This is a genomic window from Lentzea californiensis (assembly GCF_024648825.1).
In the GTDB taxonomy this organism is placed as follows: Bacteria; Actinomycetota; Actinomycetes; order Mycobacteriales; family Pseudonocardiaceae; genus Lentzea; species Lentzea californiensis.
Genome location: NZ_JANBBE010000021.1, coordinates 14,103 through 38,211, shown reverse-complemented (window position 1 = coordinate 38,211; position 24,109 = coordinate 14,103). Strand labels below are relative to the sequence as shown.

Below are 24,109 nucleotides of genomic sequence, written 5' to 3'. Positions count from 1 at the left end.
GCGTCAGCCCAGTTCGTGGCCGGTGGTCGCGTCCACGTGCTCCGGGACCTCGTCGTGCCGGTCGCCGACCGTCGAGGTCCCGGAGGGCTCGAACAGCAGGATCCGCGCACCGTCCGGGGACGACGGCTTGTGGAACGTCCCCCTCGGCACGGTGAACACCGAGCCCTGGGGCAGCACGACCGTGCGCTCGCCGCCTGCTTCCCGCAGCCCGATGCGCAGCTCACCGTCCAGGACGAGGAAGAACTCGTCGGTGTCGTCGTGCACGTGCCAGACGTGCTCACCCCGCACCTTCGTGACGCGCACGTCGTAGTCGTTGACACGGGTGACGATCCGCGGGCTCCACAGAGCGTCGAACGAGGCCAGGGCGTCGTCCAGGGCGATGGGGTTCATGCCGATGAGCCTGGCCTGTGACACCGACCGGGCGTGAGTGCTAGGAATCGCACATGCCGCAAGAATCCTCGCACCGCGTCGTCGTCATCGTCGACGAGAACTCCAACCCGTTCGAACTCGGCTGCGCCACCGAGGTCTTCGGCCTGCACCGCCCCGAGATCGGCGGCCACCTCTACGACTTCCGCCTCTGCTCACCCGAACCGCACACGGCGATGCGCGACGGCTTCTTCACCCTCACCGGCGTCGCGGACCTCGGCGCCGCCGACACCGCCGACACCCTCATCGTCCCCAACCGCCCCAACGTCGACGCACCCAGACGCCCCGAGGTCCTCGACGCCATCCGCCGCGCCCACACCCGCGGCGCACGCCTCGTCGGGTTCTGCAGCGGCGCCTTCACCCTCGCCGAAGCCGGCGTCCTCGACGGCCGCCGCGCCACCGCCCACTGGCAGTGGGCCGACGACTTCCGCACCCGCTTCCCCGCGGTGCACCTCGAACCCGACGTCCTGTTCGTCGACGACGGCGACATCCTCACCTCCGCCGGCAGCGCCGCCGCCCTCGACCTCGGCCTGCACCTCGTCCGCCGCGACCACGGCGCCGAGATCGCCAGCTCCGTCAGCCGCCGCCTCGTCTTCGCCGCCCACCGCGACGGAGGCCAGCGCCAGTTCGTCGAACGCCCCGTACCCGACCTGCCCGACGAGTCACTCGCCCCCGTCCTCGCCTGGGCCCAGCACCACCTCGACACCCCGCTCACCGTGACTTCGCTGGCCGCCCGCGCCGCCGTCAGCCCGGCCACCCTGCACCGCCGCTTCCAGGCCCAACTCGGCACCACACCGCTCGCCTGGCTCACCGCGGAACGCGTCACCCTCGCGTGCCGGCTCATCGAACTGGGGGAGAGGCGCTTCGACGTCGTCGCCCGCCGCACCGGCCTCGGCACCGCCGCCAACCTGCGCGCCCTGATGCGCCGCGAAACCGGCCTCACCCCGTCGGACTACCGGCGCCGCTTCAGCCCAGCGCCCGCAGAGTGATCCGCCGCACCACCCGCGTCTTCGCGTCCGCGTAGTCCTGCACCCGCTCCCACGTCCGCACCGCCAGCTCCCGCTTCACCCGCTCGTACTCCTCCCGATCCGCGTCGTGCGACCGCAGCCGATCCCGGAACGCCAGCATCCGATCGACCTCCTCACACCTGGGGGAGAAGACGTGCATGTTCACGTTCGGCACCGTGCCCTTGAGCACCCTGTGCTCGAACCAGCCCGGCTCCCGCAACAGCAGGTAGTAGCCCGCCTGCACCAACGCCGGCACACCACGGCGCACCCACGTGGATACACGTGCGCCTCGACGCCCGGCCGCGTCAACACCCGGTGCTCGTGCCAGGCCTCCCGCACCGACACCCGATACCCCGCGGCCTCCAACGCAGGCACGTACGACGCCTCATCCGCGGAGTCGTCCACCACCAGCACCAGCTCGACCACCGACGCCGCCCCCACGTGCTCCCACTCCGCACCCGGCAACACCGCCAGCACCCGCGCACGCTCTCGTTCGGCGAGCTCGACATCCACGGCAAACCCCCAGCTAGGCAGTCGACAGGACATCAACTCCCGAACAGGTCACCCGCGCTCGCGACCCGCTCCAGCACCTCGTCCGCGATGAACAGCAGATCCTCCACGACCTCGCAGTCCTCGACCTCGTCCCACGTCACCGGCGTCGACACCGCCGGCCGCTCCCGGGCCCGCAACGAATACGGCGCCACCGTCGTCTTCGCCGGATTGTTCTGCGACCAGTCGATGAACACCTTCCCGGTGCGCTGCGCCTTCGCCATCGTCGACACGATCAGCTTCGGATGCTCCTGCGCCAGCCGCTGCGCCACCGCCTTCGCGTACTCCGACGTGTCCTTCGCCGGGGCATGGGCGTACACCTGCATCCCCTTGTTGCCCGACGTCTTCGCCCAGCAGTCCACACCGTCGTCGTCCAGCACCACCCGCACCAGCTCCGCCACCCGGCAACACTCCACCAGCGTCGCCGGCGCACCCGGATCCAGGTCGAACACCAGCAGATCAGGATCCCGCTTCCCACCCCGCGGCCCCACCGTCCACTGCGGCACGTGCAACTCCAGCGCCGCCAGGTTCGCCAGCCACACCAGCGTCGCCAACTCGTCCACCATCACGTAGTTGACGGTCTCGTTGCCCTTCGAACTCCCCGGCGAGTCCAGCCGCATCGTCCGCACCCACTCCGGACGGTGCTCCGCCGCGTTCTTCTCGAAGAACCACTTCCCGTCCACCCCGTTCGGGAAGCGCTTCAACGTCACCGGACGGTCCTTCAGATGGGGCAGCAGCACCGGCGCGATCCGGGTGTAGTAATCGATCACCTCACCCTTGGTGAACCCGAACCCCGGATACAACACCTTCTCCAGGTTCGTCAGCTTCAACACCCGGTCCTCGACACGCACAGTCGCGTCACCCGACAACCCGACGCACCTCCTCCGGCGTCTTGTCCGGCCGCAACCCGCGCCACGCCGGAAACCGCATCCGCCCGTCCGGCGTCCACTGCCGGAACACCACCTCAGCCACCAGCTCCGGCTCCACCCACCTCGCGCCCCTCGACCGCTCCCGCGGCATCTCCGTCACGAACGGCGACCTCTTGCGCGCCAACGCCTTCAACCGCGGCGTCAGCACCGCCAGCTCCGCATCGCCGAACCCCGTGCCCACCGACCCCGCGAACGCCAGCCCGCCGTCCTGCGGAATACCCAGCAACAACGCGCCGATCACCCCGGCACGCTTGCCCTCACCCATCCGCCAGCCACCGATCACCACCTCCTGCGCCAGCAGGTCCGTGATCTTGCGCCACACCGGCGACCGCGTCCCCGGCTGATAAGGCGAATCCAGCCGCTTCGCGACCACACCCTCCAACCCCTGCTCACGACTCGCCGCCAGCACCGACGCCCCGTCCTCGTCGTAGGACGGGGGAGTCAGCCAGTGCGGACCCCGCAGCTCGAGACCCCTGAGCAACTCACGACGCTGATGGAAAGGCAGCTGCATCGTGGAACTGCCGTCCAGGTGCAGAAGGTCGAACAACAACAACGTCGCCGGATACTGCCGCGCCGCCCGGCGAGCCGCCTCCGACTTCGTCACGTGCATCCGGTTCTGCAACGCGCTGAAACTCGGCCGGCCGTCCTGCAACGCGACGATCTCCCCGTCCAGCAGCGCCTCCGTCGACCCCAGCTGCTCACCCACGCCCTGCAACTCCGGATAAGCGACCGTGATGTCGTTGCCGACCCGCGACCACGCCTGAACACGCCCGCCCTCGACCCTCAGAACCGCCCGGACGCCATCCCACTTGAACTCATAAGCCCACTGATCATCATCGTCGTGGGGGAGAGGCCCCGGAACAGCGAGCATCGGCTTCAGCTGCTCGGGCAACACCTGCCAGTCCGGCCGCGCCGGAGCGTGCCGGCGCTTCATCATCCAGTTCTTCCCGTCCTTGCCCGAACGGAAGAACACGAACTGACCCCGCACCCGGCCACCGTGCAAGATCACATCGACCTCGCGGTCCGACCACTTCACCGTCTCATAGCGGCCGCGATCCCAGATGAACATCTCACCGCCGCCGTACTCACCCTTCGGGATCTCCCCGGAGAACTGCGCGTACTCCAGCGGATGGTCCTCGGTGTGCACAGCCAGCCGCACCACATCCGTCGTCGGCGGCAAACCCTTCGGCACCGCCCACGACACCAAAACCCCGTCACGCTCCAGCCGCACATCCCAATGCAGGCTGCTCGCGTGGTGCTCCTGGATCACGAACGTGTCGTTGTCACCCTTCGGCAACACGTCCGCACTCGGAACGGGCTCCGGCGTCCTCGCCGGATCCCTCTTGCGCCGGTACTCGTCGAGCCCGGCCATCTACGCCGACGAGGCCTTCTTCTTCGGCGGCGCCTTCTTCTCGCCCTTCCGCCCCGCCTTCGCCTTCTCCACACTGCGCTCCAGAGCCGTCATCAGATCGATGACATCGCCCTTCTCCTCGGCCTCCGGCTGCTCGGGCAACTCCGCACCCTCCGCCTTCGCCGCGATCACCTTCTCCAGCGCGTCCCGGTAGTCGTCGGTGAACGTGTCCGGATCGAAGTCACCCGCCATCGACTCCACCAGCGACGTCGCCATCTTCAACTCCTGCGGCCGCACCTCCACGTCGGAGTCCAGGAAGTCGAACTCCGCCTTGCGGATCTCGTCCGGCCACAACATCGTGTGCATCACCAGCACGTCATCACGCGCCCGGATCGTCGCCAGCGTCTCCTTCTGCCGGATCGTGATCTTCACGACCGCCAGCTGACCCGTCTTGACGAGGGCATCCCGCAACAACACATAAGGCCGCGCCGCCGCCTTGTCCGGCTCCAGGTAGTACGTCTTCTGGAAGTAGATCGGATCGATCTCCTCCACCGGCACGAACTCCAGCACGTCGATCGACTTGTCGGTCTTCACCGGCAACTTCTCGAAGTCCTCGTTCTCCATGATCACCATCCGGCCGTCGTCCAGCTCATAGCCCTTGGTGATCTCCGAGTACTCCACCTCTTCACCGCACACCGAACAGACGCGCTTGTACTTGATGCGCCCACCGTCCGCACGATGCACCTGGTTGAAACGGAAGTCGTGCTCCTCGACAGCCGAGTAAAGGCGCACGGCGATCGTCACCAACCCGAAGGAGATGGCCCCACGCCACACGGATCTCATTCTCATTGGGTACCCCTGAAATGCGGTTTTCGCACCACCAGGTCACCCACTCGGCCTAACGATCCGGCAACTGAGCGACCCCCGGCCCACACGACCCCACCGAGCGTCCCGCACAACAGTGGAGCACCGCTAGATGTCCTTGAGCGCCCGATACGTCCTGTTGCTCGCCACCGCCGCCCGCCGCTCCCGCGCCGTCGCCTCGATGTAGTTCTGACTCGTCGCCAGACTCGCATGCCCCAGCAACGCCATGATCTCGCTCGCCGACGCCCCGTCCTCCGCCAGCCGCGTCGCGAACGTGTGCCGCAACGCGTGCAGATTCGCCCCCGTCGGCACCCTGTCGTTCAACCCCGCCCACCGGAAACACGACTTCACCAGGTACTCCAGCCCACCACGCCCGATCGGCTCACCGTGCCGATCCCGCAACAACGCCGACTCCCGGTCAAAACGCCCCTGAGGAAACCGCTGCCGGCAACTCTTCAGATACGCGTCCACGATCCGCTCCATCGGCGGCTCGATCGGAACACTGCGATCCCGGTTCCCCTTGCCCCGCACGTGCAACCGCTGATCACCCTCACGCCCGACGATGCTCGCCAGCGTCAGCGTCCGCATCTCGGCACTGCGCAACCCCGCCACCAGCCCCAGCGCGATCACCAGCACATCCCGCTCCGGCCACGGATCACGCCCCTTGCGCGCCCCCTCCGCCGCGGCCGTCAGCAACTGCTCAGGCGTGTCCTCACCCCGCAACGGCTTCGGCACCAGCGGAGGCGTCTTGGGACGAGCCACCGCACCCATCGGATTACCGGCGATCAGGTCCTCGGCCACGCAGAACGTCAGGAACTGGTTCCACGTCGACCACGCCCGCAGCACCGAACTCTTGGCATGGCCGTCCGCGAACACCCCGAACGCCTCACGCAGGTTCGCACCGGTCAGCTGAGCGACGACCAGGTCCTCGACGGGACAGGAGAGGGTCTCGGCCAGGAGCGTGTTCACGCCGGCCAGATCCCGCTGGTAGGCCGCCGTTGTGTGCGGCGAGTCCTTGCGAGTCCGGCGGGCGAGGAAGAAGGCGTCCTGAGCGGCGAGCACGTGCATATGGATCTTGTACCGCACACCACCGACAATCCCGGACACGGCGGCGGTACAGGGGAGGGGAGTGCTGCTCGACCCTCGTGCACGAGGAAGGGCGGAGGACTCCGCAAGCGCAGGTCAGCGCGCGGCGTGGATCGTCATCCGGTGGCGGGGCAGCGTTGCAGCGCGTCGCCGGAAGGTTTCTGCGAGGTTGGTGCACGGGCGGCGTGAATGCGCGGGTCTCAGTACCTGTTCTTTGCTGGATAATGGCGATTATGCATGAAATGTCCGTTTCGCCGGGTTCTGATTCGGCTCGGGACGGCGCTGGACCAGGTGGCGTCACTTGTCGGGGATCGTGAGCGTAATGGCGCCTCGCCACGTACGTCTCTCTGACGACACGTCGGTGTCGACCGCGCTCCGGCATCGCCGTGGATCTGATGTTGTGGCGTCTGCAAGCGCAGCCGGCCTGCCCGTTGGTTGCGACTTGCAGACGCGCCAACACGGGCGTTTCGGCCCCTTCTGAAGCGATCTTCGCAGGTCGCCGTTTCGCCGATAATCTACATTATGTCAAGTAACGGAGATCTGGGCCGCCTGAGACGCTCTCCTGTCGTCCTCTGCGCCGTGTGCGTCTCAGAGCGCGTCCTCCGGCGTCGCACAGCGCTTCTGCGCCCTGCAGGCGCCGTAGCTTCTTCGGGTGCGCAGATCTCTGACCGGCTTCCTGAGCCGGCGGCTCAGCCGATGTCCGCGACCGCCGCTCTTGTCGCCTGTGCCCTTACGTCACCGTGGCGATAGATGGCAGGGTTCGCGCTCATGATCGATGAGTTCGCCAAGGAGTACCTGCTCGGTGATCTGCGTGAGTTGCGCGAGGTGGTGCTGTGGAAGCTGGATGGTCTGTCCGATGAGGACGTACGGCGTCCGCTGACGGCTTCGGGGACGAACCTGCTGGGTCTGGTGAAGCATCTGACGTTGTGGGAGTCGCGGTACTTCGGCGAGGTGTTCGGGCGGCCGTTTCCTGAGTCGTTGCCCCGGTGGGACGACTTGGCGGCGCGTGGGCTGGACATGCGGGCGGACGAGTCGGAGTCGCGTGAGGAGATTGTGGGTCGCTATCGGCGCGTGTGGGCGCATTCGGATGCGACGGTGTCTTCTCTTGCGGTGGACTCCCCTGGTCATGTGCCGTGGTGGCCGCGTCCGGACGTGATGTTGTTCAACGTGTTGGTGCACGTGGTGACGGAGACCGCGCGGCATGCGGGGCACGCGGACATCTTGCGGGAGCAGCTCGACGGCGCGACCGGTGAGGGTCGCTGAGGCAGACTCCCCCGCATGCGTTTTGCGATCTACGTGCCTTGTTATGGCGAGTCCTACGGTGATCCGTCCGTGTTGGTGTCGCTGGCCGTGGAGGCCGAGGCGGCGGGGTGGGACGGGTTCTTCATGTGGGACCACCTGGTGGCGGAGCCGTTGGTGGCTGATCCGTGGGTGACGCTGGGTACGGTGGCGGCGCGGACGTCGCGGATCACGTTGGGGCCGATGATCACGCCTGTCCCCCGGCGCCGTCCGTGGAAGCTCGCTGTGGAGGCGTCGACCCTGCAGCGGTTGTCGGGTGGGCGGTTGGTGCTCGGGGTGGGGATGGGGGTGCCTCGGGATTTCACGTCGTTCGGTGAGGTGTCGGATGCGCGGTCGCGTGCGGCGCGGTTGACCGAGGGCGTGGAGTTGGTGCAGGAGTTGCTCTCGGGTGAGCCGGTGGAGCATCGGGGTGCTGTGTTCGAGGTGTCCGGGGTGCGGTTGGCGCCGGTGGAGGTGCCGGTGTGGACGTCGGGGATCTGGCCGCGGAAGGTGCCGTTCGTGGCTGTGGCGCGGGCGGCGGGGTTGTTCCCGATCATTCAGGACGGGTCGGGTGGGTTCGCGGTGGCGTCTGCTGAGCAGGCTGCGGTGATGAAGGCGGAGTTCGTGGCGGCGGGTGGGCCCGCTGATGGGGATCTGGCGATCTGGGGTGGTGGGGCGCGGCCGTCGGCGGCGCGGGTGTCGGAGTTCGAGGACGCCGGGGCGACGTGGCTGTTGCTGGACGGGTGGAAGGCGTCGCTCGGTGAGCTGCGTTCGTACGTTTCCGCTGGTCCGCCGCGTTGAGATGATCTTGTCGGGGGTGGTTGCCACACTCGGGTCATGCGTTGTGCGATTTATGTTCCTTCGTTCGGTTCGGAGCTCGGTGATCCGTCCGTGCTGGTGTCGCTCGCGGTGGAGGCCGAGGCGGCGGGGTGGGACGGGTTCTTCCTGTGGGATCACGTGGTGGTGCCGGGTGAGCCTGTTGTCTCGGATGTCTGGGTGACGTTGGGTGCGGTGGCGGCGCGGACGTCGCGGATTTCGCTGGGGCCGTTGGTGACGTCGTTGGGGCGTCGGCGTCCGTGGAAGGTGGCGTTGGAGGCGTCGACCCTGCAGCGGTTGTCGGGTGGGCGGTTGGTGCTGGGGGTGGGTGCGGGTGTGCCGCAGGACTTCTCCCCCTTCGGCGAGCGTGCGTCGCGTGCTGGGGCGTTGTCGGAGGGGGTGGAGTTGTTGCGGGCGTTGTTGTCGGGTGCGGAGGTGGAGCACCACGGTGCGTTGTTCGACGTGTCGGGTGTGCGGTTCGCGCCGGTGGAGGTGCCGATCTGGGTGGGTGGGATCTGGCCTCGGTCGGCGCCGTTCCGTGCGGCGGAGCATGCGGCGGGTGTGGTGCCGGCGACGTTCGGCCCTGAGGGCTTGGTGGTGCTCTCCCCCGCTGATGCGGCTCGCCTGAAGGCGGATTTCGTGGCGTCGGGTGGTCCGGCTGATGGTGATGTCGTGTTGTGGGGTGGCGCTGCGTTACCTGAGGCGGGCGAGTACGAGCGCGCCGGTGTGACGTGGATGTTGACCGATGGTGGCGCTCAGGGGCTGGATGAGTTGCGGGCGTTCGTGGCGGCTGGTCCCCCGCGTTCAGGTGTGTAGGCCTCGGAGCAGCGTGTCGAGGTAGCGGCGTGCGGTGGGGAGGCGGTCTGCGGGGCCTGCGCTGTGGACGTAGGTGGCGTAGGCGATGCCGCACATGAGGGGTACGAGGTCCGCGTCGTCGACGTCGGGGCGGACGGCTCCGGCGTCGCGGGCGCGGGCGAGCAGTGTGGCGCCGGTGTCGAGGATCTGTGCTTTGAGTTCGGTGGTGCGTGGGAGCACGTCGTGGGCGGTGGCGGCGACTTTGACGAGTGCGGGGTCGCTGACCTGGCTTTCGACGACCTTGGTGAGGAAGTCGGCGAACGCGGTCCAGGGGTCGTCGTGGGTGAGGCTTTGTTCGCCGCAGCCGGCGAGTGCTTCGAGACAGGGCGTGGCGACGGTCTCGAGGAGCGCTTCGGTGGTCGGGAAGTGCCGGTAGACCGTGCCGACGCCGAGTCCCGCGCGGCGGGCGACGTCGTTGAGTTGCAGCGGGGTGCCTTCGTCGACGAGTTCTCGGGCGACGGTGAGGATGTGCTCCCAGTTGCGGGCGGCGTCCCTTCGCTGCGGCGTCATGTCCTCCAGACTAATTGGATACGCCATCCGGAACGCGGACGAGTGGTGCGTGCCTCTCGCTGAGCCTGCGCACGGCCTGCTGAACGCGGGGGTCGGCGGCGGTGCGGTTCGGTCGTACCGGGGTGACGTGGCGGCCGATGACGGTGCCGGAGGCGAGGGTGTGGTCGGTGGCGGCGAGGATCGAGGGGCGGGCGGCGGCGGAGGCGGGTCCGGAGGTGGCTCGTTCGAAGGTGCGGCGGACGAGTGGCCAGAGCAGTCGCAGGCCTGGTGACACGATTTTGGGTGTGCGCAGGGTGCCGTCGGTCATGTCGGTGGCGGCGCCGCCGGGGTCGGCGGCGAGCACTGAGACGGTGGTCTGCCGGTGGGCGAGGTCGAGGGTGTAGGCGAGGTTCGCGAGCTTGGCGCGTCCGTACCAGTGGAAGCCGTAGTAGCCGCCGGGCGGTTCGACGTCGTCGAAGTTCTTCCTGGCTGTGGTGATGGAGCCGGAGGTCACGTTGACGACGCGGCCGGTCAGCACCGGGAGCAGGGATTCGGTGAGCAGGTAGGGCGAGAGGTGGTTGACGACGAAGGTGGCTTCGACGCCGTCGATGCGGGTGTGGTCGGGGAACATGGCGCCGATGTTGTTGACCAGCACCGCCAGCTCGCCCTCCGCGGCGATCTGTGCGGCGAGCGCGCGTACCTCGTCGAGCGAGGCGAGGTCGGCTCGCAGGTACCGTGCCGGCTCCCCTCCCCCTGCGTTGATCCTTTCGACGGCTCGTGCGCCGCGTTCGGGGTTGCGGCCGACGACGGTGACGGCGTAGCCGGCTTGCGCGAGTCCGAGGGCTGTCTCCAGCCCGATGCCTCCGGTTCCCGCGGTGACCACTGCTCTGGGTGCCATGACATTCCCCAATCCGGATAGCTGATCCGCTTACGTCACCGACGCTAGCACAGATGTGGATGAGCCATCCGTTTCGTGTGCGTGAGAATGCCGCGGTGGATCTCGGGGTGATCGGCCAGGCGGCAGGCATGTTCGCGGTGACGAACGTCGACGACCTGGTGCTCCTCGCGCTGTTCTTCGCGCGGGCGAAGGCGGCCTGGCAGGTGGTGACGGCCCAGTACCTGGGCTTCGCCGCCATCCTGGCGCTGGCCGTGCTCGGCGCGCTGGGCGCGTCCCTGCTCCCCGCCCACTTCCGCCCATGGCTGGGTCTCATCCCCCTGGCGCTCGGCCTCAAGGCCGCCTGGTGCCTGTGGCGCGGCTCGGACGACGAGGACGAGCCGGACGCCGCGCCGGGCATGCTGGCGATGGCCGGTGCGACCCTTGCCAACGGCGGCGACAACATCGGCGTCTACGTGCCGGTCTTCGCCGTGACGGACTCGCTGTGGGTCTACGTCGTGGTGTTCCTGCTGCTGGTGGGCGTGTGGTGCGGGGCGGGCCGGTTCCTGGCGTCACGCCAGGTGGTGGCGCGGGCCCTCGCGAAGTGGGGCCACGTCGCGCTGCCGGTCGTGCTGATCGCGATTGGTCTTCTGGTGTTGTTCTCGGGCTGATCAGGCGGGCCAGAGCGGCTGCTGCCGAGCTGGGTCCTCAATGGCCACCGTCAGCGCCTGCGCCAGGGTCGCGAGGTCCTGTTCGGTGAGGTCTCGCTCCCCCACCCACCTCAGGACCTCGCTGCGCGAGCACACCACGACGGCGCCGGTCCGGCCGCCCAGCCGGGCGGCGGCCACGATCTCCGTCTCCCCGTTGTGCACGACCATGATCGGGTCGGGTGTGTCGGTGTAGAGCAGGTGCTCGATGTCCCGTCCGGTGATGGCCATGCTCAGTCTTGTACGGCGCGGGCGTAGCGGGCCGCAAGGGTGCGAACGTGTGCCACGAGCTCGGGTGGTGAGGTGACCTCGAAGTCGTAGCCGAGCATGCCGATCCACACGGCGAGCGTTTCGACGGAGTCGGAGCCGGTCACGAGCACGCACGACTCCGGGTCGACGGCTTCGACGGTGCCGATGGCGGCGTGGATGCGGGCGGCGACGGCGTCGGCCGGGGCGTGGACGAGGACTCGGGCCTGGAAGCGCCAGGCGGCTTGGGTGACGCGCGAGGCGACGTAGGTGGTGGCGTCGAGGTCTCGCGGGGTGAAGCGCGGGCCGTGCGGGGGCTGGGGCGGGGTGATGCGGTCTACCCGGAAGCTGCGCCAGTCCTGTTTGCCGGCGTCCCAGGCGACGAGGTACCAGCGGCGGCCCCAGTTGACGAGGCGGTGGGGTTCCACGCGGCGGCGGGTCGCGGTGCCGTCGTGGGCCTGGTAGTCGAAGCGCAGGGTGTCGCTGTCGCGGCAGGCCGCGGCGAGGACGGTGAGCAGTTCCGGGTCCAGGGCGGGGGCCGGGGAGTCGCGTGGGACGGATTCGACCTGTTCGAGGGCAGAGACGCGGTGGCGCAGGCGGGATGGGAGGACCTGTTCCAGTTTCAGCAGGGCGCGCAGGGAGACCTCTTCGAGGCCGGTGACGGCGTTGGTGCGCAGGGCGGCGGCGACGGCGACGGCCTCGTTGTCGTCGAGCAGCAGGGGTGGGAGCTCGGCGCCGGCGCCGAGGCGGTAGCCGCCGAACGAGCCGGTGGTGGCGTTGACCGGGTAGCCCAGCTCGCGCAGGCGGTCGACGTCGCGGCGGACGGTGCGGGGGCTGATCCGCAGTTCGTCCGCGAGTTCGCTGCCCTGCCAGTCGCGACGTGACTGCAGCAGGCCGAGCAGGCGCAGCAGGCGCGCCGAGGTTTCCAACATGGACGCAGACTTTAGGACAGAGGCTGGCCGCAAACGTCGTTAGCTTCGGGTTATGACGGAGATCAGGGAATTCCCCGTCGCGGTCGACGACGCCGACATCGACGAGTTGCGGGCTCGTCTGGTGCGGACGCGGTGGACCGACCAGGTGCGGGGGCCGGTGCGCGCTACGGCGACGACGTCGCGGACGTGCGGGAGATGGCCCGGTCGCGAGGACCACCACCTGGTGATCCCGTCCATCCCCGGCTTCGGGTTCTCCGGGCCCACCACCGAGACCGGCTGGCACTCCGGGCGCATCGCCGCGGCGTTCGCCGAGCTCATGGCGCGGCTGGGCTACCGGCGGTACGGGGTGCACGGCAACGACGCGGGGGCGATCATCGCGCCGGAGGTCGGGCGGGCCGACCCCGAGCACGTCGTGGGCGTGCACGTCACGCAGATCTTCTCGTTCCCCTCGGGCGACCCGGCCGAGATGGAGGGCCTGACCGAGGACGACTTCCGCCGCCTCGGGGTGTTGCAGTACTTCTGGGAGAACATGTCCGGCTACGCGAAGCTGCAGCAGTCGCGGCCGCAGAACGTGGCGTTCGCGCTCGCGGACTCCCCCGTCGGCCAGCTCGCGTGGACGATGCAGCTGATGGGCGAACCGGCCGTGACGAAGGACTTCCTGCTCGCGAACGTGGCGATCTACTGGTTCACCGCCACCGCGGGCTCCAGCGCGAGGCTGTACTACGAGGACGCGCACCGCGAGGACCAGCCGAGCGAGCCGACGACGGTGCCGATGGGCGTCGCGATCTTCCCCGACGACTTCCAGACCATCCGCCGCTTCGCCGAACGCGACCACCACAACCTCGTGCACTGGTCGGAGTTCGAGACCGGCGGGCACTACTCCGGGCACGACTCGCCCGCGCTGCCGGCGAGCGACCTGAGGGTGTTCTTCGCCAAGATGTAGCCATGCCGCAGTGGATCGAGGCGGGGATCTGGGGACTGGCCGGTGGCGGCGCGCTCGTGGTGGGCGCGCTCGTCGCCTGGTTCCTGCGCGTGCCCCGCGACGTCGTGGCCGTCGTGATGGCGTTCGGCGCCGGGGTGCTGACCGCGGCGGCGGCGTTCGAGCTGATGGACGAGGCGGAGAAGACCGGTGGCCTGCTCGCCACCTCCGCCGGGTTCCTCGGCGGCGCCGTCGGCTACGTGCTGGCGAACCTGCTGCTCGCCAGACGCGGGGCGCGGCACCGCAAGCGCAGCAGAGACCAGCCGACGGAGGACGACCAGGCGGGCAGCGGCACGGCGATCGCCGTGGGAGCGCTGCTCGACGGTGTGCCCGAGTCAGTGGTGCTGGGTGTGTCGCTGCTCAGCGGCGGCGGGGTCGGGGTGGCGATGCTGGCGGCGGTGGTCATCTCGAACGTCCCCGAAGGGCTCTCCAGCGTCGCCGGCATGAAACAGGCCGGCCGCGGTCCCGGTTACGTGTTCGGGGTGTGGGGTGCGATCGCCGTGGCGAGCGGGCTGTCCGCAGCTTTGGGCAACCTGCTGCTCGACGGCGCGTCGCCGCAACTCATCGCCGTGATCACCGCGGTCGCGGCGGGGGCGATCCTGGCGATGATCGCGGACACCATGATCCCCGAGGCCTACGAGCGGGCCCGCCTCTACACCGGGCTGTGCACCACCGCCGGGTTCCTCACCGCGTTCGTGGTCGAGCGGCTGGGCTAGATTTCCGGGGTGGTGATCGGTGAGTTCTACGACGTGGTGATCGACTGCCCGGACCCCGGCGCGCTCGCCGGGTTCTACCGGCAGGTCGTCGGTGGTGAGATCACCGACTCCGACGGCGACTGGTCCACGCTCGTCACGGCGAACGGCCGGCGCCTGTCGTTCCAGCGCGTCGAGGACTACTCGCCGCCGCGCTGGCCCGGCCAGGAGCACCCCCAGCAGATCCACCTCGACGTCATGGTCACCGACCTCGACGTCGCCGAGCCGCTCGTACTGGCCCTAGGCGCGACGCTGCTCGAAGGTTCGTCCAAGCACGTCGGGTTCCGCGTCTACGCCGACCCGGCCGGGCATCCGTTCTGCCTGGTGACCAGCTAGACCCTGGTCCGCACTAGGCGCGCCAGACCGTGGCGGCGCGGGTCTCGGTGCTCTCCAGCGTCAGCGGTACCGGCACCTGGTAGCGGGCGCGGGCGGTGAACCGGTCGCGCGGCAGGTGCGCGCGGTCCGGGTCCCCGAGCAGCACCACCGCGCCCCGTGCCGCGGCCCTGCTCAGGAACGGCAGCACCAGCGCGGTGATCTCCGCGTCGTAGAACACGTCCCCGGCGAGCACGACGTCGGCGCCGTGCGCGTCACCGTCGAGCTGATCACCGTCCAGGGCGTGCACCGTGACGCCGTTGGCGGCGGCGTTGAGCCGCACCGCGGCCAGTGCCAGCGGGTCGATGTCGTTGGCGGTCACCACGTCCGCCCCGGCCAGTGCCGCGGCGATCGCGACCAGCCCGGAACCCGAGGCCAGGTCGAAGACCTTCTTGTCGCGCACCAGGCCGGCGTTGTCGAGCAGGTGCCGTGCCAGGGCCTGGCCGCCCGCCCACGGGAACGCCCAGAACGGCGGCTGGTCGTGGTGGGTCAGCTCCCACAGGTCCATCGCCTCGGCCGCGCTGTGCAGCAGCACCTCGGGCACCAGCGGCACGGGGGCCAGTGTCGTGTTGGCGAGCACGAAGTCGGTGAGCGTGGGCGCGGACATGACGGAGAAGCCTACGGGCAGTGCGAACACCGCTCGCAGAGGCGAAAGACCACAGGTTCACATGCCTCCGGTCACCCGCAGGATCGCGCCCGTCGTGTACGAGGCCTCGTCCGACAGCAGCCACGCGATGGCGTTCGCGATCTCATCGGCTTCACCGGGGCGGCCCAGCGGGATGCGGGCGGCGACGCGGTCGGGGCGGCCGGGGTCGCCGGACAGGCGGTGGATGTCGGTGCGGATCGTGCCGGGCTGCACGCAGTTGACCCGAATCCCGCGCGGCGCGAGCTCCTTGGCCAGGCCGATCGTCAGCGCGTCCACGGCGGCCTTGGTGGCGGCGTAGTGCACGTACTCCCCCGGGCTGCCCAGCGTCGCCGCACCGGATGAGACGTTCACGATCGAACCGGCGCTCATCCGCCTTGCCGCCTCGCGGGCCACGAAGATCGCGCCGACCAGGTTGACGTCCACCACGCGGCGCAGGTCCTCGGTGCGCAGCTCCGCCAGCGGACCGGACGGGGAGGTGATGCCGGCGTTGCTCACCACACCGGTGATGTCGTCGCCGGCCGCGTCGAACAGGCGCGCCACGTCGTGCTCGTCCGCCATGTCGGCCCGCACGGCGAGCACCCCGAGTTCCTTCTCCAGCACACGTGCCTCGTCCTCGGCTCGGCGGTAGCTGATCACGACCCGATGTCCGTCCCGCACGAGCCTGCGCGCGGTCGCGGCACCGATACCCCGGCTTCCCCCGGTGATCACCGTAGTCATACCGCAGACCCTATACTCGGTGCCGGATATACGGGAGCGGATATGACGTTCAAACGCACGAACCCCCTGGCCCTCGCGGTGCTGGCCCTGCTGTCGGAACGGCCCATGCACCCCTACGAGATGGCACAGACCATGCGGGAACGCCACCAGGAGAAGGTCATCAAGCTCAACTACGGCTCGCTGTACACGGTGGTGGAGTCACTGCACCGGCACGAGCTGATCACCGCCTCCGCCGTGCAGAAGGCCGGCAACCGCCCCGAACGCACCGTCTACGCCGTCACCGCCGCGGGCACGGCCGAGTTGCACGACTGGCTGCGCGAGCTGATCGCCGTGCCCGCCAGGGAGTACCCGCGCTTCGAGGCCGGCATCTCCCTGGTCGGCCTGCTGCCCCCGGCCGACGCGCTGCAGGTCGTGACACGGCGTGAAGCCGCGGTCGGCGAGCAGCTCGCCGCGCTGGCGGTGCTGCTGGAGAAGCTCGCCGGCATGGGGCTGCCGCAGCTCGCGTGGATCGAGCTCGACTACCGGATGGCCATGCTCCGTGCCGAACGCACCTGGCTCGCCTGGTTCGCCACCGCCACCCGCGAAGGCACCGTCGGCGGCTACCAGGACTGGGAGGACAGGCACCGATGAGACTGCTGTTCGAAGTGACCGGCGTGGTGCACGCGCCGTTGGAGGACGTGCGCGCGCGGATGTTCGCCGACGCCGGCGAGTCCGGGCCGCATCGGCTCGTGGACCGTGAGCAGGGCGTGATCGCCTACTGGGGCGACTGGTGGTATCGCGGCGAGGACTCGCTGCACCTCCACCCCGAGGGCGCGCTCGTGCGTCACCGCGTCTACAACATCGCCAGGCAGGGCAACTGGGCGGTCTACCTGGCGAACAGGCTGTTCATCGGCTACCGGGCGAAACTGGAGGCGTCGATGCGGGAACGGGTGCGGCGGCTTCAGAGCTGACCGAAGCGCACGACCGCCACGAACACGGCCAGCGCGCACAACACGAGGTTGATCGGCACCGTGGCGCTCTCACCGCGGCGGATGTGCGTGATCGCGGCACCCACCTGCACCAGGGCCAGGCCGAGCGCCGCGATCGGGGTGAGGATGGGCGCGACGCCGGTCAGCCACGGCAGCACCAGCCCGATCGCGCCCGCCACCTCGACCGCGCCGATGCCCTTGACCTGCCCGGACGTGAAATCCCCCGCCCAGGCCATCCTCGGCTCGGCCAGCAGGTCCTGTTTGGTCTTGACCAGCTTGGTGAAGCCCGCCATCAGGTACAGGGCGGCCAGCACACCCGACACGATCCACATCGCGACGTTCATGAACGAGAACCTAGCCCCGCCCCGGAGGAGACAACCACCGATGATCGAATCCGCAGATCAACTAAGGGTCGCCTTAGTCGTCACCCGAACGGCCGTATAGAGTGTGCAGATGAGGTGCTCGACACTCTCCGGCTTCGCTGGCGAACCGCTGGCCGGCACGGCCGCGACCGCGACGGCGTGGCTGTGCCTGGAACAGCCGGGCCCATGGGGCCGTGACGCCCTGACCGAGAGCCACCTCGACCCCGAACTGGGCGCCGAACTGCAACGCCGCGCCGCCGGCACCGGTGTGCGCATCCTGCTGATCCGCCGCCCCGGCAGGCACGCCGACGACCACGTCCCCGCGAGGCGCCGCCTGTACCTGGCCTCGGCGAAGCCCGGCGCCTCGTGGCTGGAACAGGCCGACCTGGCCTCGCCGGAGGAAGCCCTCGAACTCGACTTCGAGGCCCTGGGTGAGGGCCGCTCCACCGCGTTCGGCACCCCGGTCCGCGACCCGCTGCTGCTGATCTGCACGAACAGCAAACGCGACGTCTGCTGCGCCCTGTACGGCCGCCCGATCGCCACCGCGCTGAACCTCTGGGAATGCACCCACACCGGCGGCCACCGCTTCGCGCCCACCGGCGTGCTGCTGCCCACCGGTCACCTGTACGGGCGACTCGACCACCAGTTGGCGCAGCGCGTCGTCACCGAGGGCATCGTCGCCGACCGCTGCCGGGGCCGCTCCTGCTTCACCCCGCGAGGGCAGGTCGCCGAGGTCGCGGTGCGCGAGAAGATCAGCGAGCCCCGCGACGTGCTCACCGTCGTGGCCGAGACCGCGGACTCCGCGACCGTGCGGCACGCCGACGGACGGGAGTGGCGGGTGACGCTGACCGAGCAGCCCGTGCCGCCGCGGCCCGCGAGCTGCGGCAAGTCGCCGGACATCGCGATCGCGCTGGTGGCGACGGCGATCGACGAGCTGGCGAAGATCTACCGCTAGTGCCCTACGCCGGAAGTCCGCCGCTGAAGTCCCTGCCGTTTGTGCCGCACGCGGGGCGCTTTCGTGCGCGTGGAGCGCACGAAAGCGCCCCGCGTGCAGTTGATGACGGCGTGGCTGAGGCCCCGCGACGTTGATGAGGGGAGCTTTCCCAAACCTGAGGTTGATGAAAGCTCCCCTCATCAACCTTCATACTTTGATGACGAATTTCCGGCGCAGGACACTAGTGGTGTGGCCCGGAACGGTGCCGGGCGGCACCGCTAGCCTGGGGCCGGTGCCTCGGCTGATCCACCTCAACGGCCCCACCGGCGTCGGCAAGTCCACGATCGCCGCCCGCTACGCCGCCGACCACCCCGGAACGCTCGACCTCGACGCCGACGAGATCGTCCGGCTCGTCGGCGGCTGGCGCGAGGACTTCTACGGCACGGTCAACCTGGTCCGCCCGCTCGTCCTGGCCATGGCGGCCACCCACCTGGCCTCGGGCCACGACGTCGTGATGCCGCAGCTGATCATGCGGCACAGCGAACGCGACAAGTTCGCCGCGGCGGCCCAAGCCGCGGGTGCGGACTACCTCGAGTTCGTGCTGCTCGCCCCGCCCGAGACCGCGGTCGGCCGCTACCGGCGGCGCGAGCACCACATCGACCACGTCGTCGAAGCACTCGGCGGCGCGGACGTGATCCGGCGCAGCCACGACCGCATCACCGCCTACCTGACCCCTCACGTCACCGTGATCGAGGCCGGCGGTGACGTCGAACAGACCTACGCGACGCTCACGGCGGCGTTGGCGCACCAACTAGGTTGATCGAATGGGTCCCCTGCTGAGCACGCACTCCGTCGCCGGCGACCGGCGGCGCGTCCTGGGCCTCGTCACGGCGGTCGTCGCGCTCGTGAGCGCCGCGATGCTGGCCCTGTCGTTCGTGATCGACCTCGGCGGCGCCGAGCGCGGGCTGATCTTCGCCGTCATGCCGTTGCTGTTCTACACCGGTGCCGCGGCCGTCCTGCTGGTCAAACAGGGCCCGCCCGAGGAGATCGAGCTCCACGAGGACGGCATCGTCCACGTTCTCGGCGGCGTGCGGCAGTCCTGGGCGTGGGACCAGGTGCGGGCACTCGACGTCGCCGAGCACGCCGGGCACTCCAAGGCCGGCTGCATGATCCGGTTCAACGACGGGCAGCTGCTGCACATCAGCGGGCTCACCGAGAACAGTCCCGCCATCGTCACGGCACTGACCACGCGCTGCCTGGACGCTCGGCGGGAGCCGGTGCGCAGGAGGCACAAGAGGCGCGGGGCGGCCGGCCTGGGCGGTGTCGCGCTCGTGTGCGGCGGTGTCGCGACCTGGGCGGTCGTCGCGCAGCTGAGCGGCGATCCCTTCAAGCTGGCCCGGCCCGCGGTGGCGCTCGCGATCCCGGCGGTGATCAGCCTGACCCTGCTGATCGCCGTTCTGGTGACGGGCCGGCGCTAGGCGCGGTCGCGGAGAACACGCCGATGCCCAGCGCGTACGGGTCGTCCAGGCCGACGGTCCGCAGCGTCTCCGCCGGCAGTGCGAGCAGCGAGATCGCCACCCCGAGGAAGTAGGCGTCGAGCAGGCCCGTGTCGCGCACCGTCGAGGGCAGCCCGGCGGCCTGTTGCAGCGCGGCGGCGGCTTCGGCGTTGGCGAGGACCATGCCCGAGAGCGCCTCGCGCACACCGGGACGGCGGACCGCCTCCAGGTAGAGCTCGACCATCGCGAGCATCTGCGTCGGGTCGTCGGCGACCGCGCGGCGCAGCAGGGCCGGGTAGAGCTCGGCGACGTCGGTGGCGCTGATGTCGGGCGGGGTCGTCTCGCGCAGGCGTTGCACGGCGGCGCGGTGCAGCGAGGTCATGCGGGCGGCGCAGGCGGTGAGGACGGCCTCGCGGGTCGGGAAGTAGTTCTTGGTGGTGCCGATGGGGACGCCGGCCTCGCGGTCGATCGCCCGGTGGGTCAGGCCGCGGCCGCCTTCCACCGCGAGGATCTGGATCGCGGTGTCGCACAGAAGCTCACGACGGCTCACGGTCCGGGACACTAGCAAGATCACCACGGGTGTGGTGGATCGGGGCGAACGTGCTGGTCCCCGCGGTCGCGGTGACGACGCCGCGTTCGAGCACGAGGAACAGGCCGCAGACGCAGCGGACGTAGGCGACGGTGCCGTGGCAGGACACGGCGGAGGTGGCGGGCCAGTGGCAGGCGGGGCAGGTGGCGATCATGAGCCAAGCCTGATGTCATGGTCTAGTGCATTTCAACCCTTACGGCGGGGCGGCCGCCGAACTGGCCGCGACGCTGGTCAACGCCGACCCGGCCACGCACCTGCTCGACGTGCTGAAAGCGTCGGACTACAAGCCCCTGGGCTCCCTGGACGCACGGCAGGAACGTGACGTACGAGACTGGATCGAACGGCTGCGCAGCGCGTTCCGCGCGCCCACGGTCGAGCTGCTCAACGAGCTGCTGGCCCAGTCCTCCACCATGCACTACATCTCCACGCACGACGGACGCGCCCCGCACCTGCACTACGCCCGTGAGGACGCGCCGACCGACGTGCGGCTCAAGGCGTACACGGCGGCGGGCATGGCGGCGTTGTTCTGCGAGGACGCGGGGCGCATCGGCTCGTGCGGCCGCGACGGCTGCGACACGGTGTTCGTGGACACCAGTCGCAACGGCCGGCGGCGGTTCTGCTCGACCAAGTGCGCCAACCGCGTCGCCGTGGCGAACCACCGCAGCCGGGCCCAGCCGGCGTGAACCGCGCCGACGCGCCCCCGACCGGCGGGGCCCGGTGGGCTCACTTGTCGATGACGTTGTTCAGGCGCCGCGCCTTGTACTCGGAGTTCGCCTCCAGGCCGTAGGTGTGGCTGCGCCAGTCGGTGCCCCAGCCGCCGCGCTGCTCGTAGGCGAAGTAGCGGGTCCTGGTCGAGTCGGTCCACCGGTCGAAGATGACGACGTGGCGGCTGTTGCCGTCCCCGATCGCGTCGATGACCAGGTCGCCGCGCGTGAGCTGGCTCATCGAGATCGGCGAGGTCCAGGTGGTGGTGACGAGCGCCTGGGTGTTGGGCGCGTCCGGGACCTTGTCGAGCCGGGCGGCCATCGAGGCGTAGCCGGAGCAGTCCATGCGGTAGCCGTCGGTCCACTTGCGGTTCTGGTCGTAGGGCACCCGGACGCCGTTGTTGGCCGTCAGCCAGCTGTTGGCGCGGTCGATGATCTCGTAGCGGTAGATCGGTGCCCCGGCCGCGTGGGCCGGGGCCACCAGGGTGGCTAGGGCGACGAGTGCGGCGGCCGTGATCGCGAGGACTCTCATGTGCGCTTCTCCCATTCCGTAGATCAGCTGCGGGCGCTTAGGGTCGGTTCATGGAGCTGACGGAGCTGTGTTTCGCCGGGGTGGCCAGGCAGGCCCAGGCCGTGCGGTCCGGTGAGGTGACCGCCCGCGACCTGCTCGCCGAGCACCTGCGCCGCATCGAGCGCATCGACCCGCGGCTCAACGCGTTCCGGCTGGTCTTCGCCGAGCAGGCCCTCGCCGAGGCGGAGCGGGCCGACGAACGCAGGTCGGCGGGCGAGGACCTGCCGCTGCTGGGAGTGCCGATCGCGGTCAAGGAGGACATCGCGGTGGCGGGCCTGCCCACCACCAAGGGCACGAACGCCGCGCGCACCCCGCAGCCGGCGGACTCCGCGATCGTCACGCGGCTGCGCGCGGCCGGGGCGGTGATCATCGGCCGCACCCGCATGCCGGAGCTGGGCCTGTGGCCTTTCACCGAGAGCTCCTGGGCGGGGCCGACGCGCAACCCGTGGTCGCTCGCGCACTCCCCCGGCGGGTCCAGCGGCGGGTCGGCCGCGGCCGTGGCGGCGGGACTGGCGGCGGCCGCGATCGGCACCGACGGCGCCGGGTCGATCCGCATCCCCGCCGCCATGACCGGCCTGTTCGGGCTCAAGCCCCAGCGCGGTCGCGTCTCGCTCTCGCCGGAACCGCAGATGCTGGGCGGTCTGGTCGTGGCGGGGCCGATCACCCGCACGGTGGCGGACTGGGCTCTGGTCGCCGACCAGATCCACGGCGCCACCCCCGGTGACGCGCACGCCGCACATCCGCCGCGTACCAGCTTCACCCAGGCCGCGCGCACGGATCCGGGCCGGCTGCGGATCGGGGTGTCGCTGCGGCCGTGGGGTCCGGGCATCCCGGTCGCCGACGAGGTCCGCGACGTCGTGCAGGACACCGCCGCGCTGCTCACCGACCTCGGCCACGACGTCGTGCGGCTCGATCCGCCGATGCGCGACGTCACCGCCTCCACGCAGTTCGCCGCCCGCTACGTGCACAACGCCTACCTGGCGCGCACGGGCATGGAGTTGCCGGACCTGGTCGAGCCCCGCACCCGAGCGGTCAGCGAACTGGGCCGGCGCGTGCCGCGCGGTGTCGCGCGGTGGGCGGCCAAGGACGACGCGGCGCTCACCGCGTACGCGAACCGGGTGTTCGCCTCGATCGACGTGCTGCTCACCCCGGCGCTGACCCGCCCGCCGATCCGCGTGGGCGAGTGGGACGGCCGCAACGTCGTCACAGCACTGCTCGCGGCCGCGCACTACACGACGTTCCTGCCGCTGTGGAACATCGTCGGCAACCCCGCCGCCTCGGTTCCGGCCGGCCGAACGTCGGCGGGCCTGCCCCTGGCGGTGCAGCTCGTGGGCCGCCAGCACGACGAGTGCACGCTGCTGTCGGTGTCCGCCCAGCTGGAGCGCGCCCGGCCGTGGGCGGACCGGGTCCCCTCCGGACTCGATCATGCGAACTAGGATATTACGAGAACGGACTATCCGAACCGGGAATGGTCAGAATCCGCGCTTGGACAACTCGTCGAGCAGTTCCCGGTCGGCCACGTGCCGCGACTTGATGTGGTCCAGGTAGTCGGCGAACGCGTCGGGCTGCAGGCCGCGTAGTTGTTCCAGCAGGTCCATCACCAGGTCCTGCTCCTCGATGCCGCGCCGGGCGAGCTCGACCTCCACGATGCGCCGGTACACCTCCACCGCGAGGCGGCTGCCGTCCTGCACCAGGTGCCGCACCAGCTCCGCGCGCAGCGGCGGCCACTCGTCGGTGTGCACGACCAGCGCCCGGATCTTGAGGTACACGTCGAGGTTGGGCCGCGCGAAGAACGCCTGTCGGCACACCTCCAGGGCCCGCTGCGGCGCGCCCCGGCGCAGGTGCTCCTCCACCGCGAGGTCGATCAACCGCAAGGCGGCACCCCGCCCGCCCACGGCGCGCAGCCCGCGTTCCACCCACTCCAGCGCCTCGTCCGAGCGGCCGTTGTCGCGCAGCACGGTCGCGACCTGCAGGTAGTGCCAGCCCGAGGAGAGGTCCTTTCCCAGCACGAGCAGCTGCAGGTCGACGTCCTCGGTGTACTCGGCGAGCTCCTCCATCACGCGCAGCAACGCCCAGCGGGCGCGGTCGTAACGGCCCGTCTCGCCGAACCCGATCACCGGCAGCGGCTCGAACAACGCCACCGCCCGCTCCCGGTAGCGGGCCAAGCCCTCGTCGTCGAGGGCGCCGGCGTAGGCGGCGAGGCTGACGTCGGGCGCGTCGGGGTGCTGCAGCTGCAGGTCGAGCAGCCAGTCGGCCAGCCGCCGCGGGTCGGAGCCGGTCTCGGCGCACGCGCGGGCGTGGATGCCCAGCACCCGGTGGGCCAGCTCGGCCAGTTCGACGCGGTGGCGTCGGCTGGTGGCGACCCCGTCGGCGAGCTGGGTGACGATCTGTTCGATCAACGCGACCAGCCGCGGGCCGGGATCGGTGACCAGCTGCGACTGCAGCTCGACCGACACGGCGGTCAGCGCCTGCCAGCGGGCCGGCCAGCCGGTGGTCTCGCTGTCGGCCTCGACGAGCGCGGAGGCCACGGTGTCGGGCAGCGAGTCCATCACAACATCATTCCCGCGTCACCCGGTCGAGTGCTACCGATGTCGCCCTATCGGATTTAAG

At 70.0% G+C, this 24,109-nt stretch carries 33 protein-coding genes; 15 read left to right on the top strand and 18 right to left on the bottom strand.

From position 1 onward, the window contains the following. Positions 1-3 precede the first annotated feature (3 nt). Positions 4-390: a cupin domain-containing protein gene (locus LX88_RS41710; protein ID WP_258953272.1), complete on the bottom strand. Its 387-nt coding sequence runs from the start codon at positions 388-390 to the stop codon at positions 4-6. Positions 391-443: 53 nt separating this feature from the next. Here LX88_RS41710 and LX88_RS41705 point away from each other — a divergent pair, with 53 nt between their 5' ends. Continuing rightward, entirely contained in the window at positions 444-1,415 is a 972-nt protein-coding gene (locus LX88_RS41705) for a GlxA family transcriptional regulator (protein ID WP_258953271.1), read from the top strand. Here the strand turns inward: LX88_RS41705 and LX88_RS41700 are convergent. The 6 genes from LX88_RS41700 to LX88_RS41680 all read right to left on the bottom strand — a co-directional run bounded on the left by LX88_RS41700 (position 1,393) and on the right by LX88_RS41680 (position 6,212). Continuing rightward, a complete protein-coding gene (locus tag LX88_RS41700; RefSeq protein WP_258953270.1) occupies positions 1,393-1,689 on the bottom strand; it encodes a GrpB family protein in 297 nt (98 codons plus the stop codon). The two genes, LX88_RS41705 and LX88_RS41700, sit on opposite strands and share 23 nt — an antisense overlap. Then, entirely contained in the window at positions 1,596-1,979 is a 384-nt protein-coding gene (locus LX88_RS44105; RefSeq protein WP_307792109.1) for a GrpB family protein, read from the bottom strand. The genes LX88_RS41700 and LX88_RS44105 overlap by 94 nt, the downstream gene beginning before the upstream one ends. Next, complete coding sequence (ligD, locus tag LX88_RS41695) at positions 1,979-2,833, bottom strand: non-homologous end-joining DNA ligase (protein WP_258953269.1); 855 nt, start codon at positions 2,831-2,833, stop codon at positions 1,979-1,981. Before ligD (LX88_RS41695) ends, LX88_RS44105 begins: the two co-directional genes overlap by 1 nt. A gap of 7 nt (positions 2,834-2,840) precedes the next feature. Further along, entirely contained in the window at positions 2,841-4,283 is a 1,443-nt protein-coding gene (gene ligD / locus LX88_RS41690) for a non-homologous end-joining DNA ligase (RefSeq protein WP_258953268.1), read from the bottom strand. Beyond that, positions 4,284-5,105, bottom strand: a complete 822-nt coding sequence (gene ku / locus LX88_RS41685) for a non-homologous end joining protein Ku (protein WP_258953267.1) — start codon at positions 5,103-5,105, stop codon at positions 4,284-4,286. A 129-nt stretch (positions 5,106-5,234) separates the two neighbouring features. Then, entirely contained in the window at positions 5,235-6,212 is a 978-nt protein-coding gene (locus tag LX88_RS41680; RefSeq protein ID WP_258953266.1) for a tyrosine-type recombinase/integrase, read from the bottom strand. A gap of 768 nt (positions 6,213-6,980) precedes the next feature. Here LX88_RS41680 and LX88_RS41675 point away from each other — a divergent pair. Genes LX88_RS41675 through LX88_RS41665 form a run of 3 tightly spaced genes read left to right on the top strand, consistent with a single transcriptional unit; the run spans position 6,981 to position 9,122 of the window. After that, positions 6,981-7,475, top strand: coding sequence for a DinB family protein (locus tag LX88_RS41675; protein WP_258953265.1), 495 nt, complete (start codon positions 6,981-6,983; stop codon positions 7,473-7,475). Positions 7,476-7,490: 15 nt separating this feature from the next. Further along, positions 7,491-8,291 (top strand): LLM class flavin-dependent oxidoreductase, encoded by an 801-nt coding sequence (locus LX88_RS41670; RefSeq protein WP_258953264.1) that lies wholly within the window; start codon positions 7,491-7,493, stop codon positions 8,289-8,291. A gap of 36 nt (positions 8,292-8,327) precedes the next feature. After that, positions 8,328-9,122 (top strand): LLM class flavin-dependent oxidoreductase, encoded by a 795-nt coding sequence (locus tag LX88_RS41665; protein ID WP_258953263.1) that lies wholly within the window; start codon positions 8,328-8,330, stop codon positions 9,120-9,122. Here LX88_RS41665 and LX88_RS41660 read toward each other — a convergent pair. Together LX88_RS41660 and LX88_RS41655 are read right to left on the bottom strand one after the other, a co-directional pair. Beyond that, positions 9,111-9,671 (bottom strand): TetR/AcrR family transcriptional regulator, encoded by a 561-nt coding sequence (locus tag LX88_RS41660; RefSeq protein WP_258953262.1) that lies wholly within the window; start codon positions 9,669-9,671, stop codon positions 9,111-9,113. The two genes, LX88_RS41665 and LX88_RS41660, sit on opposite strands and share 12 nt — an antisense overlap. Before the next feature lie 10 nt (positions 9,672-9,681). After that, positions 9,682-10,548, bottom strand: coding sequence for an SDR family NAD(P)-dependent oxidoreductase (locus tag LX88_RS41655; protein WP_258953261.1), 867 nt, complete (start codon positions 10,546-10,548; stop codon positions 9,682-9,684). Positions 10,549-10,643: 95 nt separating this feature from the next. Here LX88_RS41655 and LX88_RS41650 point away from each other — a divergent pair, with 95 nt between their 5' ends. Further along, positions 10,644-11,195 carry a cadmium resistance transporter gene (locus tag LX88_RS41650; protein WP_258953260.1) on the top strand — a complete coding sequence of 184 codons (552 nt, stop codon included), beginning with the start codon at positions 10,644-10,646 and terminating at the stop codon, positions 11,193-11,195. On the opposite strand, the gene LX88_RS41645 is transcribed toward LX88_RS41650, so the two are convergent. Then, complete coding sequence (locus LX88_RS41645) at positions 11,196-11,462, bottom strand: lysophospholipid acyltransferase family protein (protein WP_258953259.1); 267 nt, start codon at positions 11,460-11,462, stop codon at positions 11,196-11,198. Between the two features lie 2 nt (positions 11,463-11,464). Beyond that, complete coding sequence (locus tag LX88_RS41640; RefSeq protein ID WP_258953258.1) at positions 11,465-12,409, bottom strand: helix-turn-helix transcriptional regulator; 945 nt, start codon at positions 12,407-12,409, stop codon at positions 11,465-11,467. Positions 12,410-12,461: 52 nt separating this feature from the next. Between LX88_RS41640 and LX88_RS41635 the strand changes: the two genes are divergently transcribed. From LX88_RS41635 to LX88_RS41625, 3 genes are read left to right on the top strand one after another with little or no spacing between them, the layout of a single operon-like run. Beyond that, positions 12,462-13,352, top strand: coding sequence for an alpha/beta fold hydrolase (locus tag LX88_RS41635; RefSeq protein ID WP_258953257.1), 891 nt, complete (start codon positions 12,462-12,464; stop codon positions 13,350-13,352). Between the two features lie 2 nt (positions 13,353-13,354). Next, on the top strand, positions 13,355-14,104 hold the full coding sequence (locus tag LX88_RS41630) for a ZIP family metal transporter (RefSeq protein WP_258953256.1): 750 nt from the start codon (positions 13,355-13,357) through the stop codon (positions 14,102-14,104). Between the two features lie 9 nt (positions 14,105-14,113). Continuing rightward, positions 14,114-14,476: a VOC family protein gene (locus LX88_RS41625; protein ID WP_258953255.1), complete on the top strand. Its 363-nt coding sequence runs from the start codon at positions 14,114-14,116 to the stop codon at positions 14,474-14,476. 13 nt (positions 14,477-14,489) lie between these two features. Here the strand turns inward: LX88_RS41625 and LX88_RS41620 are convergent, their stop codons facing one another. Next, entirely contained in the window at positions 14,490-15,119 is a 630-nt protein-coding gene (locus tag LX88_RS41620) for a class I SAM-dependent methyltransferase (RefSeq protein ID WP_258953254.1), read from the bottom strand. 57 nt (positions 15,120-15,176) lie between these two features. After that, on the bottom strand, positions 15,177-15,875 hold the full coding sequence (locus LX88_RS41615; RefSeq protein WP_258953253.1) for an SDR family NAD(P)-dependent oxidoreductase: 699 nt from the start codon (positions 15,873-15,875) through the stop codon (positions 15,177-15,179). Positions 15,876-15,917: 42 nt separating this feature from the next. Between LX88_RS41615 and LX88_RS41610 the strand changes: the two genes are divergently transcribed. Together LX88_RS41610 and LX88_RS41605 are read left to right on the top strand one after the other, a co-directional pair. Next, complete coding sequence (locus tag LX88_RS41610; protein WP_258953252.1) at positions 15,918-16,505, top strand: PadR family transcriptional regulator; 588 nt, start codon at positions 15,918-15,920, stop codon at positions 16,503-16,505. Then, a complete protein-coding gene (locus LX88_RS41605) occupies positions 16,502-16,825 on the top strand; it encodes a hypothetical protein (protein WP_258953251.1) in 324 nt (107 codons plus the stop codon). The genes LX88_RS41610 and LX88_RS41605 overlap by 4 nt, the downstream gene beginning before the upstream one ends. Here LX88_RS41605 and LX88_RS41600 read toward each other — a convergent pair. Further along, positions 16,816-17,187, bottom strand: a complete 372-nt coding sequence (locus LX88_RS41600; protein ID WP_258953250.1) for a DoxX family protein — start codon at positions 17,185-17,187, stop codon at positions 16,816-16,818. The two genes, LX88_RS41605 and LX88_RS41600, sit on opposite strands and share 10 nt — an antisense overlap. 109 nt (positions 17,188-17,296) lie before the next feature. On the opposite strand from LX88_RS41600, the gene LX88_RS41595 reads away from it, so the two are divergent. The 3 genes from LX88_RS41595 to LX88_RS41585 all read left to right on the top strand — a co-directional run bounded on the left by LX88_RS41595 (position 17,297) and on the right by LX88_RS41585 (position 19,617). Beyond that, entirely contained in the window at positions 17,297-18,160 is an 864-nt protein-coding gene (locus LX88_RS41595; RefSeq protein WP_258953249.1) for a ferredoxin family protein, read from the top strand. A gap of 271 nt (positions 18,161-18,431) precedes the next feature. After that, positions 18,432-18,959 (top strand): P-loop nucleotide/nucleoside kinase family protein, encoded by a 528-nt coding sequence (locus LX88_RS41590; RefSeq protein WP_258953248.1) that lies wholly within the window; start codon positions 18,432-18,434, stop codon positions 18,957-18,959. A gap of 4 nt (positions 18,960-18,963) precedes the next feature. Continuing rightward, positions 18,964-19,617 (top strand): hypothetical protein, encoded by a 654-nt coding sequence (locus LX88_RS41585; RefSeq protein ID WP_258953247.1) that lies wholly within the window; start codon positions 18,964-18,966, stop codon positions 19,615-19,617. Here the strand turns inward: LX88_RS41585 and LX88_RS41580 are convergent. Then, positions 19,571-20,185, bottom strand: a complete 615-nt coding sequence (locus LX88_RS41580) for a TetR/AcrR family transcriptional regulator (protein ID WP_258953246.1) — start codon at positions 20,183-20,185, stop codon at positions 19,571-19,573. The two genes, LX88_RS41585 and LX88_RS41580, sit on opposite strands and share 47 nt — an antisense overlap. Beyond that, complete coding sequence (locus LX88_RS41575) at positions 20,172-20,378, bottom strand: hypothetical protein (RefSeq protein WP_258953245.1); 207 nt, start codon at positions 20,376-20,378, stop codon at positions 20,172-20,174. The genes LX88_RS41580 and LX88_RS41575 overlap by 14 nt, the downstream gene beginning before the upstream one ends. A 25-nt stretch (positions 20,379-20,403) precedes the next feature. Between LX88_RS41575 and LX88_RS41570 the strand changes: the two genes are divergently transcribed. Beyond that, entirely contained in the window at positions 20,404-20,907 is a 504-nt protein-coding gene (locus LX88_RS41570; protein ID WP_258953244.1) for a CGNR zinc finger domain-containing protein, read from the top strand. Between the two features lie 40 nt (positions 20,908-20,947). On the opposite strand, the gene LX88_RS41565 is transcribed toward LX88_RS41570, so the two are convergent. Then, positions 20,948-21,460, bottom strand: a complete 513-nt coding sequence (locus LX88_RS41565) for an NlpC/P60 family protein (protein ID WP_258953243.1) — start codon at positions 21,458-21,460, stop codon at positions 20,948-20,950. A 50-nt stretch (positions 21,461-21,510) separates the two neighbouring features. Here LX88_RS41565 and LX88_RS41560 point away from each other — a divergent pair, with 50 nt between their 5' ends. Then, positions 21,511-22,935 (top strand): amidase, encoded by a 1,425-nt coding sequence (locus LX88_RS41560; RefSeq protein ID WP_258953242.1) that lies wholly within the window; start codon positions 21,511-21,513, stop codon positions 22,933-22,935. Positions 22,936-22,971: 36 nt separating this feature from the next. Here LX88_RS41560 and LX88_RS41555 read toward each other — a convergent pair whose 3' ends face one another. Continuing rightward, positions 22,972-24,048 carry a hypothetical protein gene (locus tag LX88_RS41555; RefSeq protein ID WP_258953241.1) on the bottom strand — a complete coding sequence of 359 codons (1,077 nt, stop codon included), beginning with the start codon at positions 24,046-24,048 and terminating at the stop codon, positions 22,972-22,974. Between the last annotated feature and the right edge of the window lie 61 nt (positions 24,049-24,109).